Below are 16,244 nucleotides of genomic sequence, written 5' to 3' on the forward strand. Positions count from 1 at the left end.
TCGTCACGAGGTGACTTCCGGCGACACGGTCGACGTCTGGATGCAACAGCCCACCGAGCGCTTCCTCGCGCAGCCGTGGCTGGAAAGCCTGCTGCGCTGGACCTCGATGTCCCGTGCGGTGCCGAGGGTCGAGGACACCCTCGCCGCGATGGACGAAGCGGAGGTCGGTGTCGGGCTGCTGTCGGCTTGGCACGGTCCCCAGGGTTCGCTGATCTCGAACGAGGAGGTCGCCGCGCTTGTCGAGCGGTTCCCCGGCCGGTTCGCGGGCGTGGTCTCCGTCGACCTCGCCGACCCGGTCGCCGCCGTCAAGGAGATCCGCTGGTACGTCCGCGAGCTGGGGTTCGTCGCGGTGCGGGTGGTGCCGTGGCTGTGGAACCTGCCGCCGAACGACCGCCGCTACTACCCGCTCTACGTCGCGTGCGTCGAGGAGGACGTGCCGTTCTGCACGCAGATCGGGCACACCGGGCCGCTGTGCCCGTCCGAGCCGGGCCGCCCCATCCCCTACCTCGACGAGGTGCTGCTCGACTTCCCCGAGCTGGTCGTGATCGGCGGCCACGTCGGCTACCCGTGGATGGCGGAAGTCCTTTCGCTGGCGAGGAAGTACCCGAACTTCCACATCGACACCTCGGCCTACGCGGTGCACCGGTTGCCGCCGGAGCTGGTCGAGTTCATGCGTGGCCGCGGGCGGTCCCGCGTGCTCTTCGGCAGCAATTACCCGATGGTGACGCCGAGCCGCTGCCTCGAACACCTCCCCGAACTCGGGCTCGACGTGGAGGCGACCGAACTGTTCCTCGGCGGCAACGCGCGACGCGTCTTCGATCTGCGGATGTGAGCTTCCGGTCGGCGCGGCACGGCGCGCGTTCACCGACGGACCATTCCCTCCGCTGACCGGGCGTGCTTTTCTGGACATTCCTCGTGCGAGGGGAGCACGCGATGACCATGAGCACGAACAAGCAGACGCTGGTCACCTTCGGGGTCGGCGCGGTGGTGCTGTGCTTCCTGATCGCGCCGACGCTGGGATACGGCCTGCTGATCGGCGCGGTGTGGGCACTCGTCGCGTTCTGCCGCCGCCAGGTGAAGCGCGCGCGGAGCGAGCTGGCGCCGGACCGGCTGCGAGACAACCCAGGGCTGCGCTACCACCTGTGCGCCTACGGCGTGCTCTACCTGATCCCGATCACCACCGCGGCCTCCCTGTACTGGCTGCTTTCGGTGGTCGTCGAACTGTTCGGCGGCGCGGCGGACATCGGCTGGCTGACCGGCCTGCAGCACTTCTTCGAGACGGTCTCGAAGTTCTTCTCGGACACCCTCAAGCTGAGCGAGTTCGCCGTGTTCGCCGTGCTCATCGGTGTGTACCTGGTGACCTGCCTGCTGCTGGCACGGCGGCGCGGCACCCCCGCGGCCGGGCGCGGGTGGCGGTTCCGGGTCTCTTCGGCGCTGGGCCGGGGCACCGAGTGGTACAGCCGGTACAGCGGCCCCGCCGCGGCCGGGCTGGCGGCCCTCGCGTCGTTCACGCTGTTCGGCATGCAGGCAGGCGCGCCGACCACGAACCTGCACCTGCGGCTCAAGATCGCGCAGGAGGGCTACGCCGAAGTCACCAAGGCGGTGGAGGCGGACCTCTCCCAACGCGTCGCGAACGACCTCTACGGCAAGGTCCGCTCCGCGTTCCCCGTGCCGTACCTGCAAACGCTGGGCAAGCAGGCGGATCTGGGCAGCGCGGTCGACCGCGTCCGGGAGCGGGCCGCCACCGCGAAATCCGTGCACGGCATCAGCGAGCCGTCGGTCGACAAGACCGTCGCGGAGGAGACCGCGAAGAGCCAGCGCGCCACCGACCTGGTCGCAGACCTGCGCGTGGACACCACCGGGCGCACGGACACGCCGGACGCCACGCAGGAGCAGGTCGACGCCGCCAGGAAGGCAGTGTCCGAGCGGCCGCCCCGGCCGGGGATCGATCTCGTCGCCGACAGCAGGAAGAAAGTCACGCTGCAGGTGGAAAAGGTGACCAGCGAACGGATACTGGCCGCCACGAAACCGCTGACCGAGGCCGTCCCGATCGTGGAGCCGCTGCTGCAGGCGTTCGCCGAAGCGGCCGACAAGACCTTGCAGGACAAGGTCGCCAAGGCCTACGACCGGCTGCTCGCGGTCGTGCTCAGGAACCCGGGCGACCTCGACGCGGCCGCCGACCGCGAAGCGAAGGCGATCGTCGCCGAAACCGACGTGAGCAAGCCCGTCGCGGATGCCGCACCGCACGCGAAGCAGGCGGCGGACGCGCTCGCCGCCACCCTGTCCACTTTGGACGCCAACCGCGTGCTCATCGAGGCGAAGGTCGCCGAAAAGGTGGCCTCCATCCCGCCGCCGGAGGCGAAACTGCCCACCCTGCAGGGACTGTCGCGCCTGCCGCTGCGGCTGCCGAAGCTCCTCGGTCCCGAGTTCTACCGGCTGCCGCCGAGCTACCCGTACAACTACGGCTCCGGCGGGTACCGCGGTTACACTCCCCCGGACACCTTCCGGATTCCGCCGCGGATCGTGACGCCCCCGCGCGTCGTCGTTCCGCCCCGGATCTTCATCCCGTGGTAGCGGAGTCCGAAAAGGACAGTCAGCCGCGCACTTCCTCGATCGTCACCGGGCGGCGTTCGCGCCGGGACAGTTCGCAGGCTTCGGCGACGTAGAAGGCTTCCAGCGCGTCCTGGACACCGCACGGGCTCGGTTCCCGCCCCGCCACCACCGACACGAAGGCGGCCAGCTCGCGCACGTAGGCCGGGCGGAATCGCTCCATGAAGCCCGGATATGCCGGTCCCGGCAAGGGCGGCACGCCGGGTTCCACCGAGCGCAGCGGCAGCCGGTCGTCGACGCCGACGGCCACGCTGTCGCGCATCCCGAGGACCTCCAGCCGGACGTCGTAGCCCGCGGCGTTGTACCGGGTGGACGAGACCAGCGCGAGCGTGCCGTCGTCGAGGGTGAGGACGGCCGCCCCGGTGTCGACGTCGCCCGCTTCGGCGAAGAAGGCGGCGCCCCGGTTCGCGCCGACCGCGTACACCTCGGCCACTTCGCGGCCGGTGACCCAGCGGATGGCGTCGAAATCGTGCACGCCGCAGTCGCGGAACAGCCCGCCGGACCGCGGGACGTACTCGGCCGGCGGCGGCGCGGGGTCCAAAGTGGTCGCGCGCACGGTGTGGATCCAGCCCAGCTCACCGGACCGGACCGCGGCCCGCGCGGCCGCGTACCCCGCGTCGAACCGGCGCTGGAACCCGAGCTGCACCGGCACCTCCGAGGCGCCGATCCGCGCGAGCACGGCGAGCGTGCCAGGGATGTCCGCCGCCACCGGCTTCTCGCAGAACACCGGCAAGCCCGCCTCGACGGCACCGATGATCAGTTCGGGGTGCGCGTCCGTCGCGGCCGCGATCACCACACCGTCCAAATCGGACTCGAAGAGCGCGTCGATGGTGTCCGCGCTCTCCACCCCGAGCTTCGCGGCCACGGCGTGCGCGCGCGCCGCGTCGGCGTCGGCGAGCACGAGCGAGGACACTTCCTCCTGCTGTTTCAGGATTTCCGCGTGCGTGGTGCCGATCCGGCCGGTGCCGGCCAGTCCCAGCCTCATGTCGCCTCCGCCTGCTCGGGATCGGGTGCCGCGGTGGTCGATCGGACCACCAGCGACGGGTGCAGCTGGTGCCGCACGGGTTCGGCTCGCTCCCCGCGCACCCGTTCCAGCAGCGCTTCGACGGCCAGCCTGCCCATTTCGCTGCGCGGCTGGTCCACAGTGGTCAGTGAGACGTGGCGAAGCGCGGCGAGCGAGGTGTTGTCGTACCCGACGACGGACACGTCACCGGGCACCCGGAAACCGGCGTCCTCGAACGCGGAGATCGCGCCGACCGCGTTGAAGTCGTTGCCCGCCAGCACGGCCGTGGGCACCGGGCCGCCCGCGCCGAGCAGGTCCCGCACCGCCTTCTCGCCCGCGGTGTCGGTGTGCTCGCTGTGCACGACCTGCGGTTCGAGCCCGTGCCGCCGCATGGTCCGCAGGTATCCCTTGCGGCGCGCGGCCGCCGTCGCGGCGCCACCGCCGTCGAGATGCGCGATCCGCCGGTGCCCGAGCGAGACGAGGTGGTCGACGGCCAGTGCCGCGCCCGCCTCGCCGTCGTCGTTCACGGTGTCCACAGTGGAGGCTCGGGAGGCGCGCGACACGAGCACCACCGGGCATTGCCTCGACGCCGCCTCGATGGCCGACGCGGCGATCACCGGCGACAGCAGGATCACCCCGGCTGGCCGGAAGGACAGCAGGCTCCGCAACGCGGCGCGCTCCCGCGACGGGCTGCGGCCGCCGGTGTTGAGGACGAGGTCGAACCCGGCAGCCTGCGCGGCCGCGTCGAGACCCTCGACCACCTCGGCGAAGAACGCGTTGCGCAGATCGGACACCATCACCCCGAGCACCGTCGAAGTGCGACTGGCGAGCGAGCGCGCCATCACGTGCGGCTCGTACCCCAGCTCCGCCGCCGCGGCGCGCACCGCCGCGCGTCGGTGGTCGCTCACCTTCGGCGAATTCCGCATCACCAGTGACACCAGCGCGCGGGAGACGCCCGCGCGCGCGGCCACGTCTTCCATGGTCGGACGCGCCAAGACTGCCTCCCCTGCCGTTTGGCGGACACCGAATCCGTCCTTGACTTGCTGTGACGCAGGATACAAGATTAGAGCGCTCTAATCAATACCGCACAGGCGCTCCGAACCGCACCCCCGTCCCCGTCCAGGCTGGAGATGCCACCGATGCCATCATTCCGTATCCGCGTCGCGGCCGCCCCGATCTCTTGGGGCGTCTGCGAAGTACCGGGCTGGGGCCGGGTGCTCGACGCGCCGGCCGTGCTCGCCGAAATGGCCGAACTGGGGATCACCGCGACTGAGCTGGGCCCGCCGGGGTACCTGCCCCGCGACCCGGCCGAACTGCGGGAACTCCTTGGCCACCACGGACTTTCCCTCGTCGGCGGGTTCCTCGCCGTTCCCCTGCACCAGGATCCGGACGCGGCGGTCGCCGCCGCCGAAGACTCGGCCGCGCTCTTCGCCGCGTGCGGCGCCGACGTGCTGGTGCTCGCCGCCGCGACCGGATCAGCCGGTTACGACGAACGGCCCACCCTGACCGCGTCCTCATGGGACACCCTCGTCGCGACTTCCGCGCGCGTGCGCGACATCGCCGAGGGCCACGGCCTGCGCGCGGTGCTGCACCCGCACGTCGGCACGCACGTCGAAACCGAGGCGGAGGTCGAGCGGTTCCTCGCGGACTCGGATCTCCCGCTGTGCCTGGACACCGGGCACCTGCTCATCGGCGGCACCGATCCGGTCGACCTCGCCAAGCGGCACCCCGCGCGCATCGGGCACCTGCACCTCAAGGACGTGCGCGGCGCGCTCGCCGACGACGTGCGCGCCGGGAACCTCCCCTACGCCGAAGCGGTGCGGCGAGGGCTCTACCCGCCGCTCGGCGATGGCGACGTCGACGTGGAGGCGATGGTCCGGTTCGTGCACGACGCGGGCTACGACGGCTGGTACGTCCTCGAACAGGACACCGCGCTCGGCCAGGACAGCCCGGCGGGGCAGCCGAAACGGGACACCGCGCGAAGCCTCGCGCACCTGGAAGGCATCGTCGACCGGTTACCGGTTCGATAAGCGAGGAGAGACAATGACGTCTTGTCGCTTCGGAAAGGTCGCGGCGCTCGGCGCGGTCGCGGCGGTGCTGCTGGCCGCCTGCACGGGCCCCGCGGCCGAAGAGGAATCCGCCGCGCCGACGGCGAACGCGCCGCTGTCCAGCGGCCCGCTCAAGGTCGCGGTCGTCTCCCACGGCACCGCGGGTGACGCGTTCTGGAACGTGGTCAAGAACGGCGCCGAGGCGGCGGGCAAGGAACTCGGCGTCGAAGTCGAGTACAACGCCGACGGCGATCCGGGCAACCAGGCCAAGCTGATCGACAACGCGGTCGCGCAGCGGGTCGGCGGGCTGGTCGTGTCGATGGCGAACCCGGAGGCGCTGAAGCCTTCGGTCGAAGCCGCCGTGCACGCGGGCATCCCGGTGATCACCATCAACTCCGGCGAGGAGCACAGCGCGGAGTACGGCGCGCTCACCCACGTCGGGCAGAGCGAGACGATCGCGGGCGAGGAGGCCGGGAAGCGGTTCAAGCAGCTCGGCAAGGCGAAGCTGCTGTGCGTGATCCACGAAGCGGGCAATGTCGGCCAGGCCCAGCGGTGCGACGGCGCGAAGACCGGGTTCGGCGGCGCCGTGCAGGACCTCCAGGTCGACATCAGCAACCCGGCCGACGCGGAGTCGCGGATCAGGGGCGCGGTGCGGTCCGATCCTTCGATCGACGCCGTGCTGACGCTGAATTCCCAGGTCGCCGCGCGCGCGGTGAGCGCGGCACGGGCCGCGGGTTCGAAGGCGCAGATCGGCACGTTCGACCTGAACTCCGACGTGGTGGCCGCGATCAGGACCGGGGACGTGGTGTTCGCGGTCGACCAGCAGCAGTACGAGCAGGGGTACCTCCCGGTGCTGTTCCTCAAGCTCTACCGGGACAACGCGAACGTCGTCGGCGGCGGGAAGCCGGTGCTCACCGGGCCCGACCTGGTCGACAAGTCCACTGTGGACAAGGTCGGCGAGTACGTCAGGAGGGGAACGCGATGACCGCGATCGACGAACGGCTTGCCAAGCCACGGCCGCTGGACCGGCTCGTGGTGCGCCCCGAGATCGGCGCGCTGATCGGCGCGGTCGTGGTGTTCGCGTTCTTCACCGTCGCCGCGGACCAGTTCCTCTCCGGTGACGGCGTGGCGACCTGGCTCGACGACGCGTCGACGCTCGGCATCATGGCGGTCGCGGTGTCGCTGCTGATGATCGGCGGCGAGTTCGACCTGTCCGCGGGCGTGATGACCGCCTCCACCTCCTTGGTCACCGCGATACTGGCGACGGAGGCGGGGCTGAACGTGTGGCTCGCGCTGCTGGTGTCGCTGGTGTTCGCGCTCGCGGTCGGCGCCTTCAACGGCTGGCTGGTGCTCAGGACCGGGCTGCCGAGCTTCATCGTCACGCTCGGCACCTTCCTCGCGCTGCAGGGCCTGAACCTCGGCGTGACCAAGCTCGTCACCGGCACGGTCGCGGTGTCCGGGATGCGCGGCACCGACGGGTACGCCTCCGCCGGGTTCGTGTTCGCCTCCACTGTGGACATCGGGGGCACGAAGTTCCAGATCTCCATCCTGTGGTGGCTCGGGGTGGCCGCGGCCGCGGCGTGGCTGCTGGTGCGCACCCGGTTCGGCAACTGGGTGTTCGCGGTCGGCGGCTCGGCGCAGAGCTCGCGCGCGGTCGGCGTGCCGGTGGCGCGGACGAAGATCCTGTTGTTCATGGGCACCGCGCTGGCGGGCTGGCTGGTCGGCTCGATCAACATCCTGCGGTTCGCCACCGTGCAGGCGAACCAGGGCATCGGGCTGGAGTTCCAGTACATCATCGCCGCGGTGATCGGCGGCTGCCTGCTCACCGGCGGCTTCGGCTCCGCGATCGGGGCCGCGATCGGCGCGCTGATCTTCGGCATGGCGCGGCAGGGCATCGTGTTCGCGCGCTGGGACAACGACTGGTTCATGCTGTTCCTCGGCGTGATGCTGCTGTCCGCGGTACTGGTCAACAACGCCTTCCGGCGGCGGGCGGAGAGGGTGCGGCGATGACGGCCTTGATCGAAGTCTCGGGTGTCGGGAAGACCTACGGCAGCGTGGTCGCGCTGCGGGAGGTGTCCACTGTGGTCAACGCGGGCGAGGTCACCTGCGTGCTCGGCGACAACGGCGCCGGGAAGTCCACTTTGATCAAAGTGCTGGCCGGTGTGCACCAGCACGACGAGGGCGAGTTCAAGGTGGACGGTGAGCTGGTCCGGTTCGCCTCTCCCCGCGAAGCGCTCGACCGCGGGATAGCCACGGTGTACCAGGACCTCGCCGTGGTCCCGCTGCTGAGCGTGTGGCGCAACTTCTTTCTCGGTTCGGAGCCGACGAAGGGGATCGGCCCGTTCCGCATGCTCGACCGCGCGAAGGCCACGGCGACCACCAGAACCGCGCTCGCCGAGATGGGCATCGACCTCCGCGACGTGGAGCAGCCCGTCGGCACCCTCTCCGGCGGGGAGCGCCAGTGCGTGGCGATCGCGCGCGCCGTCCACTTCGGAGCGAAGGTGCTCATCCTCGACGAGCCGACCGCCGCGCTCGGCGTCAAGCAGGCGGGCGTGGTGCTGCGGTACGTGGCGCAGGCGCGCGACCGCGGCCTCGGCGTCGTGCTGATCACCCACAACCCGCACCACGCCTACCCGGTGGCCGACCGGTTCCTGCTTCTCAAGCGCGGCAAGGCATTGGGCAGCTTTGAAAAGTCTGAAATAGACATAGCTGAGCTGACGAGGCAGATGGCGGGCGGCGCCGAGCTGGAAGCGCTCGAACACGAGCTAAGGCAATCATGACGGGTCTCGAAGCGCTCACGGTCGGCAGGGTCGGCGTCGACCTCTACCCCGAGCAGAGCGGCGTGCCGCTCGCCGGGGTCAGCACGTTCGCCAAGTCGCTCGGCGGCACCGCGACCAACGTCGCGGTCGCCGCCGCCCGGCTCGGCCGCCGCACCGGCGTGCTCACGAAGGTCGGCCCGGACGGCTTCGGCGACTACGTGCGCCAGGCGCTGTCCGGGTTCGGGGTGTCACCCGAGCACGTCGGCACCGCGGTGGATCTGCAGACCCCGGTGGTGTTCTGCGCGCTCGACCCGCCCGCCGACCCGCCGCTGCTGTTCTACCGCTCCCCCATCGCCCCCGATCTCACGCTCACCGGCGAGGACGTGCCGTGGGACGTGGTGGACGCGGTGCCGCTGCTGTGGGTCACCGGCACCGGCGTCTCGACGGAGCCCGCGCGCTCGACCCAGCGCGAAATCCTGCTGCGGCGCGGACGTCGCGAGCACACCGTGCTCGATCTCGACTACCGGCCGATGTTCTGGCCGGACGTGACGGCGGCGCGCGCCGAGATCGGCTGGATGCTCGACCACGTGACGGTGGCCGTCGGCAACCGCACCGAAGCCGAGGTGGCGGTCGGCACCGGCGATCCCGGCGAGGCCGCGCGCCGCATGCTCGACCGCGGTGTCCGGCTCGCGATCATCAAGAAGGGCGCGGACGGCGTGCTCGTCGCGACGCCGGAGCGGAGCTGGACGGTGAAACCGCGGCCGGTGGAGGTGGTGTGCGGGCTCGGCGCGGGCGACGGGTTCGGCGGCGCGCTCGTGCACGGCCTGCTGTCGGGCTGGGACCCGCCCCGCATCGCGTCCTACGCCAACGCCGCGGGCGCGCTCGTCGCGTCGCGGCTCGCCTGCGCCGACGCGATGCCGACGACCGAGGAGATCGAGGAGCTGCTGTGACCCTGTTGACCGACGAGCGCTGGCACGAGCTGCTGGAGCGGCGCGTGCGGAATCCCGGTGCGGTCGGGCGCGCCTACCGCGATCGCAGGCGGCGGGCGTCGCTGCTGTCGCCGGGCGGGACGCTGTTCCTGGTCGCCGCCGATCATCCGGCGCGGGGCTCGCTCGGGGTCGGCGGTGACCCGCTGGCCATGGTGGACCGGCGCGATCTGCTGGAACGGCTGCTCGTGGCGCTGGAGAACCCGGCCGTCGACGGCCTGCTCGGCACCCCGGACGTGATCGAGGAACTGCTCCTGCTCAGCGCGCTGCACGACAAGGTGGTGATCGGGTCGATGAACCGCGGCGGGCTCGCGGGCGCCGACTGGGAGATCGACGACCGGTTCACCGCCTACACCGCGCGCGCCATCGCCGAGTCCCGTTTGGACGGCGGGAAGATGCTGCTGCGCATGGTGGACAGCGATCCCGGCACCGTGCCGACGCTGGAAGCCTGCGCGAACGCGGTGTCCGAACTGGCCGCGAACGGGCTGATGGCGATGGTCGAACCACTCCCCTACGACCGCGAAGGCGGGAAACTGGTGCTGCGCAAGGACACCGCGTCGCTGGCGCGTGCGGCCACAGTGGCGTCGGGGCTGGGCGTGACCTCGGCGCACACGTGGCTGAAGCTGCCCGCGCCGGAGGACGCGGCGGTGCTCGACTCGACCACGCTGCCGGTGGTGGTGCTGGGCGGGGTGCCCTCGGCCGATCCCGCCGCGGATCTCGCGTCGTGGGGCCGCACGCTCCGCCACCACGCGGTCAGGGGGCTCGTGGTGGGCAGGGCGCTGCTCTACCCACCCGACGGTGACGTCGGCGCCGCCGTCGCGGCGGCGGCGAAGGTGCTGGAGGCCGCGAAATGAGCCACCTGCACCGTCCACACGGGACGCTTTCGGACGGCGATGACCCGGTGCGCCTGTCCCCGGACTCGGCGGGCTGGGCCTACACCGGCCTGCGCGTGCTGGTGCTGGCGCCCGGCACCAGCCGGATCGTGCGGACCGGCGAGTTCGAAGCGTTCGTGCTGCCGTTGCGCGGCGGCTGCGTCGTCGAAGCCGACGGGCACCGGTTCGACCTCACCGGCCGCGACTCGGTGTTCACCAGGGTCACCGACTTCGCCTACGTGCCAAGGGACACCGAAGTCACCTTGTCCACAACGGACGGTGCGGAGCTGGCTCTGCCGATGGCGCGCTGCGAACGCAGGCTGACCCCGAAGTACGGGCCCGCCGAGCAGGTTCCGGTGGAGGTGCGCGGAGCGGGCCAGGCGACCCGCCAGGTCACCAACTTCGGCGTGCCCGGCGTGTGGGAGCACGCCGACAAGCTCAACGCGTGCGAGCTGATCACCCCGGACGGGAACTGGTCCTCCTATCCGCCGCACAAGCACGACAAAGCGAGCGAATGCGAGGTCGTCAACGAGGAGGTCTACTACTTCCGCATCGCGGGCCGCGACGGTGTCACCCCGTCGCGCGAAGGGTTCGGGCTGCACCGCACCTACACCGCGGACGGCCTGCTCGACGAGGACGTCGCGGTCCGCGACGGCGACGTGTTCGTCATCCCGCGCGGCTACCACGGCCCGTGCGTCGCCGCCCCCGGCTACCCGATGTACTACCTCAACGTGCTCGCCGGGCCCGCGCCGGAGCGGTCGATGGCCTTCTGCGACGATCCCGCGCACGCCTGGGTCCGCGGCACCTGGGACGCGATGACCACCGACGAGCGCTGCCCGGTCACCACGGCGGCGGGCAGGACGGAGGACGCGTGAAGCTCACCACCGCACAGGCACTGGTGCGCTGGCTGATCGCCCAGCGCTCGGAAACCCTCGAAGGCGCCGAGGTTCCGTTGTTCCCCGCGGTGTTCGCGATCTTCGGGCACGGCAACGTGCTCGGGCTCGGCAGCGCGCTCGCCGAACACCGCGACGCGCTGCCGGTGTGGCGCGGGCACAGCGAGCAAGGCATGGCGCTCGCCGCGGCCGGGTACGCGAAAGCCGCGCACCGGCGGCAGGTCGGCGTGGTGACCTCGTCGATCGGGCCCGGCGCGCTCAACATGGTGACCGCGGCCGGGGTGGCGCACGCGAACCGGCTGCCCGTCCTGCTGCTGCCCGGCGACACGTTCACCGGCAGGGCGCCGGATCCGGTGCTGCAGCAGGTGGAGCACTTCGGCGACGCGACCGCGACGGTCAACGACGCTTTCCGCCCGGTGAGCCGCTACTTCGACCGGATCACCAGGCCAGAGCAGCTCATCGCCACGCTGCCCCAGGTCGCGCGCGTGCTCACCGACCCGGCGGACGCGGGCCCGGTCACGCTCGCGCTGCCGCAGGACGTGCAGGCCGAGACCTTCGACTTCCCGGACGAACTGTTCGCGCCGGTGGTGCACCGCGTGCCGCGGCCGCGGGCGGACCTGCGGGCGCTCGCCGAGGCGGCGGCCGTGCTCCGCGCCGCCAAGCGCCCGCTGCTCGTGCTCGGCGGCGGGGTCCGGTACTCCGGCGCGGCGGGCAGGGCGCTGCGGTTCGCCGAGCGGCACGGGATCCCGGTCGTGGAAACGACAGCGGGGCGCACGCTGGTCCCGCACGGCCACCCGTTGCACGGCGGGCCGCTCGGCATCACCGGCTCGTCGTCGGCGAACGCGCTCGCCGCCGAGGCGGACGTGGTGCTCGCCGTCGGCACGCGGCTGCAGGACTTCACCACCGCGTCCTGGACCGTGTTCTCCCCTGCGGCGAAACTCGTCGCGCTCAACACCGCCCCGTTCGACGCGGTCAAGCACGGCGCGCACGCGGTGGTCGCCGACGCGGACACCGGGCTGGCCGAACTCGGCGACCTGATGGGCGACTACGACACCGGCACGTGGGCGGACCGCGCCTCGCAGGAGCGCGCGAAATGGGACGCCCACATCGACGGCCTGCGCGCGGATTCGCCAGGGTGGCCGACCTACGCGCAGGTGGTCGGCGTGGTCAACGCACTGTCCACTGCGGACGACTACGTGCTCACCGCGTCCGGTGGTATGCCCGGTGAGCTGGTCGGCGGCTGGCGCGCCACCGGAACGTCCACTATGGACGTCGAGTACGGATTTTCCTGCATGGGCTACGAGATCGCGGGCGCGTGGGGCGCTGCGATGGCCCGCTCCGCGGGGATCGTCACGACCCTGCTCGGCGACGGTTCGTACCTCATGCTCAACTCGGAGCTGTTCTCCGCCGCGTTCGCCGGGCATCCGTTCGTCGCCGTGGTGTGCGACAACGACGGGTACGCGGTGATCGCCCGCCTGCAGCAGGGCCAGGGCGGCGAACCGTTCAACAACTTCTACGCCGATTGCCGCAGCGGGCACGCCGAGCCGCCGAGGGTCGACTTCGCCGCGCACGCGGCCGCGCTCGGCTGCGCGGTGTTCCCCGCCGACGCCCACGGCGGTGTCGCGGGCGTTCGCGCCGCCTACGCCAACGCGCGCGACGCCGCCGTGGCGGAACGCAGGCCCGCGGTGGTCGTGGTGCGCACGAAACCGGATGCCTGGACCGAGGCGGGCGCGTGGTGGGAGGTCGGGGTGCCCGAGCACGCGGCGGGTCACGCCGATTACGCGGAACACAAGGAAAAGCAGGTCCGGTACCTCCGCTCCGCTGCTACAAAGGAGTCATGACTGGGGACGATGATTTCCGCTGGCTGTACGCGAGCCCGCTGTGCGAAGCGGCCTGCGTGACCACGGTGAAAACGACCGATACCGACGGCGTCCTGCGTGGATTCGGCGGTATCCTGGAAGAAGCGCGAACGCTCGCACTCGAAGACGTCTGGAGCAGTTTTCCCGGCAAGTCCGCCCTCGCGGTGCGCCGGCGGGGCGACCGCGTCATCGCGGTCGAGGTCAACGGCTTCGAAGGCTCGCGCACCGAGGTGCTGCGCAGGGTCTCGGCGCTCGGGGAGACGGTCAGCGCGTTCTGGAACGTCAACGCGGTGACCCGGTTCAGCTACGCCGTCGACGGCCGGGTGAAGACCTCGTTCGAAGTGGGCGTGAACGCGGCGCGCGAGGGTGAAGATCCCGACTGCCTCGCCGATCTGGTCGACGCGATCGACTGGGCGCCAGGCAAGTGGCTGACCGGGATGCTCCGGCTCGCGGCCGAGGTGACCGGGCGGCCGGTCACCGAGAACTTGCTGGAGGGGGTGTACGAGGTCGTCCCGGTCGCGGCGCACCTCGGAGACGTGCACCCGGTCGCACCGGGTTTCGAACAACTGGAGTACCACCACCCGGTAGTCGCCAGCGCGCTGCACCGCGCCGAGGACGAAGCGCTGCTGGCAGTGGCGCGAGCCGCGGTCGACGCGGTGACCGAACCGGTGGTCCTGCCCGGCCTGCCCGACGGCGACGACGAATTCGACGAGCTGGTCCGCATGGCCCACTACGAAACGAGCGCGACCGGCTACCGCGATCACGCGCCCGGCTCCGACCGGTATCGGCTCGTGGCACTGGACGCCGTGCGCACGCTGCGCGTGGCACCGAACCTGCTCACGGCCGCGTTCAAGACGGTCGAAACGGCCACGCTCGCGAAGCAGATGGCCGGTGTCGATCCGGCGCCGATGCTCGCCGTTTTCCTCGGCCTGCTGGGAAATCCGCCGCCGCCGTCCGGTTCGGACGGTGCTCGTGCGTCCGGCGCGACCCCGCTGGAGCGGCACGCGTGGATCACCGGGCACTGGCTCGGGCTCGCCGCTTCGGTCACCTACGTGCGCGATGTGCCACTCGCTCGTGTGGCCGAGGCGTTCGGCGGCACGCCCGCCGGGCGCGGTCCGGTGTCGCTCACCGACACCGAGCAGGTCGCGCTGCGCGAGGAGGGCGGCTGGGTGCTCGCGATCGGGTTCAACCGGTCCCCGTTCGCACACGAGGTCGTCGAAGCACTCCGTCCACACGGGACAGTGCTCAACGTCGGCTGGCAAACGCGTGGCAACAGGCTGGTCTACTACGCCGAACCCGGCCACGAGGTCGCCATGATCCGGCCAGGACAGGCCGACGTCCCCGAGCCACTGCGCGCGTTCACCTCCGCGCTCCCCGAGCCTTCGCCGGAAGAGGTCGCCGCGTGGCTGCTCGCGCTCGGCGAAGTCGTCTCCGGAGTGGCGGTGCCACCGGAAAGCCTCGATGCGGAACACATCCTGCTCGACACGGACCGGAAGAAGCACCCCAAGTCGTAGGCCGCCGTTGACCGCGGTCGACGCTCGTGTTGTCGTGCTCCACGCCGTTCGTGGTGGTGCGGAACGCAAGGGAAACAGGTCCGGTACCTCTCCCCTGCCACCGCGCCCTCTGCTAGAACGGGGTGATGACTGGGGACGAATACGGCTGGCTGTCCTCGAGCGCTCTGAGCGAAGCCGCCTGCGTGACCATGGTGAAGACGACCGACCTCGACTGCGTGTTGCGCGGGTTCGGCGGCGTGCTCGACGACGCGAGGACCATCCCGTTCGGGGAATCCTGGGAAACCTTCAACGAGCGTTACGCGGTCGCGGTGTGCCGCAAGGGCGAGTACGTGGTCGCCGTCGAAGGCAACGGGTTCCAGGGCTCGAGGCCCGAGGTGCTGCGCAGGGTGTCGGCGCTCGGAGAGACGGTGAGTGCCTTCTGGAACGTCAACGCGCTGACCCGGTTCAGCTACGCCGTCGGCGGCCGCGTGAAGACCTCGTTCGAAGTGGGCGTGGACGCGACGCCCGAAGGCGAGGATCCCGGCTGCCTCGCCGGGTTGGCCGACGCGATCGACTGGGCGCCGGGGAACTGGAAGACCGGCATGCTCCGGCTCGCCGCCGAAGTGACCGGCCTGCGCTTCGCCGAAGAATGGCTGGGCGACGAATACACCGTCGCACCGATCGCGGCACACCTCAGCGACGTGCACCCGATCATGCCGGGCTTCCACCAGCTGGAATTCGACAGCCCGGTGCTCGCCCGCGCACTGCGCCGTGCCGATGACGAAACGCTGCTGGCGGTGGCGCGGACCGCGGTCGACGCGCTGACCGAGTCGGTGACCTTGCCCGAGCTGCCCCACGGCGACGCCGAACTCGACGAACTGATCCGGATGGCCAACTACGAGGCGGATGCGGGCGCCTACGCCGGTTACGCGCCCCGCACGAACGCGCACCTGCTCTTCGCGCTGGACGCGGTGCGCACGCTGCGGGCCGCCCCGAACGCCCTCACCGCCGCGTTCAAGACGGTCGAAACCGCCAAGCGCGTGAAGCGGATGGCCGGCGACGATCCGGCGCCGATGCTCGCGGATTTCCTTGCTGTGCTGGGAAATCCGCCGCTACCGTCGGGTTCGGACGGGTCCCGCGCGACGGGCGGCACCCCGTCGGAACGGCACGCGTGGATCACCGGGCATTGGCTCGGGGCCGGCGCGCTGGTCACCTACGCGCACGGTGTGCCGATCGACAGCGCCGCCGAAGCGTTCGGCGGTACGCCCATCGGCACCGGTCCGTTGTCGCTTTCGGACACCCAGCAGGTGGCGTTGCGGCGGGACGGCGACTGGGTGCTCGCGATCGGGTTCACCCGGCCCTCCTTCTCGTTCCAGGTCCTCGACGCGCTCCGTCCACACGGGACGGTGCTCGTCGTCGGGTGGAGCAGCAGCAGTGGCGGCTTCGCGTACTACGCGGAGCCCGGTCACGACGTGGTCTTGCTCGTGCCGGGACAAGGCGACGTACCCGAGCAGCTACGCGCGTTCACCGCGGCGCTCCCGGAACCGTCGCCGGAAGAGACCGCCGCGTGGCTGCTCGCGCTCGGCGAAGTCGTCTCCGGGGTGGCGATGACCCCGGAGAGCCTCGATGCCGAGCACACCCTGCTCGCCATCGACAGGAAAATGTGAGCTAGCTCATAGGCCGCAAATCCGTTCCCCAGCCTCTAGCGTCGGATCGTCAAG

14 protein-coding genes are annotated in these 16,244 nt (G+C 71.2%); 12 read left to right on the forward strand and 2 right to left on the reverse strand.

What is annotated here, in order from left to right:
- The first annotated feature begins 10 nt into the window (after positions 1-10).
- A complete protein-coding gene (locus HUW46_RS08015) occupies positions 11-832 on the forward strand; it encodes an amidohydrolase family protein (protein WP_254125930.1) in 822 nt (273 codons plus the stop codon).
- A gap of 101 nt (positions 833-933) precedes the next feature.
- Positions 934-2,574, forward strand: coding sequence for a hypothetical protein (locus tag HUW46_RS08020; protein ID WP_215546682.1), 1,641 nt, complete (start codon positions 934-936; stop codon positions 2,572-2,574).
- Between the two features lie 19 nt (positions 2,575-2,593).
- Here HUW46_RS08020 and HUW46_RS08025 read toward each other — a convergent pair whose 3' ends face one another.
- A complete protein-coding gene (locus HUW46_RS08025; protein ID WP_215546683.1) occupies positions 2,594-3,595 on the reverse strand; it encodes a Gfo/Idh/MocA family protein in 1,002 nt (333 codons plus the stop codon).
- A complete protein-coding gene (locus tag HUW46_RS08030; RefSeq protein WP_215546684.1) occupies positions 3,592-4,608 on the reverse strand; it encodes a LacI family DNA-binding transcriptional regulator in 1,017 nt (338 codons plus the stop codon). Before HUW46_RS08030 ends, HUW46_RS08025 begins: the two co-directional genes overlap by 4 nt.
- A 144-nt stretch (positions 4,609-4,752) precedes the next feature.
- On the opposite strand from HUW46_RS08030, the gene HUW46_RS08035 reads away from it, so the two are divergent.
- The 10 genes from HUW46_RS08035 to HUW46_RS08080 all read left to right on the forward strand — a co-directional run bounded on the left by HUW46_RS08035 (position 4,753) and on the right by HUW46_RS08080 (position 16,190).
- Positions 4,753-5,643, forward strand: coding sequence for a sugar phosphate isomerase/epimerase family protein (locus HUW46_RS08035; protein WP_215546685.1), 891 nt, complete (start codon positions 4,753-4,755; stop codon positions 5,641-5,643).
- A 13-nt stretch (positions 5,644-5,656) separates the two neighbouring features.
- Positions 5,657-6,646 carry a sugar ABC transporter substrate-binding protein gene (locus tag HUW46_RS08040; protein ID WP_215546686.1) on the forward strand — a complete coding sequence of 330 codons (990 nt, stop codon included), beginning with the start codon at positions 5,657-5,659 and terminating at the stop codon, positions 6,644-6,646.
- A complete protein-coding gene (locus HUW46_RS08045) occupies positions 6,643-7,671 on the forward strand; it encodes an ABC transporter permease (RefSeq protein WP_215546687.1) in 1,029 nt (342 codons plus the stop codon). Before HUW46_RS08040 ends, HUW46_RS08045 begins: the two co-directional genes overlap by 4 nt.
- On the forward strand, positions 7,668-8,441 hold the full coding sequence (locus HUW46_RS08050; protein WP_215546688.1) for an ATP-binding cassette domain-containing protein: 774 nt from the start codon (positions 7,668-7,670) through the stop codon (positions 8,439-8,441). Before HUW46_RS08045 ends, HUW46_RS08050 begins: the two co-directional genes overlap by 4 nt.
- Entirely contained in the window at positions 8,438-9,370 is a 933-nt protein-coding gene (gene iolC / locus HUW46_RS08055) for a 5-dehydro-2-deoxygluconokinase (protein ID WP_215546689.1), read from the forward strand. The genes HUW46_RS08050 and iolC overlap by 4 nt, the downstream gene beginning before the upstream one ends.
- 2 nt (positions 9,371-9,372) lie before the next feature.
- Positions 9,373-10,260 (forward strand): Cgl0159 family (beta/alpha)8-fold protein, encoded by an 888-nt coding sequence (locus HUW46_RS08060; protein WP_442860968.1) that lies wholly within the window; start codon positions 9,373-9,375, stop codon positions 10,258-10,260.
- Positions 10,257-11,153, forward strand: a complete 897-nt coding sequence (gene iolB, locus HUW46_RS08065) for a 5-deoxy-glucuronate isomerase (protein ID WP_215546691.1) — start codon at positions 10,257-10,259, stop codon at positions 11,151-11,153. The genes HUW46_RS08060 and iolB overlap by 4 nt, the downstream gene beginning before the upstream one ends.
- Positions 11,150-13,012 (forward strand): 3D-(3,5/4)-trihydroxycyclohexane-1,2-dione acylhydrolase (decyclizing), encoded by a 1,863-nt coding sequence (gene iolD, locus HUW46_RS08070; RefSeq protein WP_215546692.1) that lies wholly within the window; start codon positions 11,150-11,152, stop codon positions 13,010-13,012. Before iolB ends, iolD begins: the two co-directional genes overlap by 4 nt.
- Positions 13,009-14,544, forward strand: coding sequence for a DUF6461 domain-containing protein (locus HUW46_RS08075; protein WP_215546693.1), 1,536 nt, complete (start codon positions 13,009-13,011; stop codon positions 14,542-14,544). The genes iolD and HUW46_RS08075 overlap by 4 nt, the downstream gene beginning before the upstream one ends.
- 125 nt (positions 14,545-14,669) lie before the next feature.
- On the forward strand, positions 14,670-16,190 hold the full coding sequence (locus HUW46_RS08080) for a DUF6461 domain-containing protein (RefSeq protein ID WP_215546694.1): 1,521 nt from the start codon (positions 14,670-14,672) through the stop codon (positions 16,188-16,190).
- The last annotated feature ends 54 nt before the right edge of the window (positions 16,191-16,244 follow it).

This window comes from Amycolatopsis sp. CA-230715 (genome assembly GCF_018736145.1).
GTDB lineage: Bacteria > Actinomycetota > Actinomycetes > Mycobacteriales > Pseudonocardiaceae > Amycolatopsis.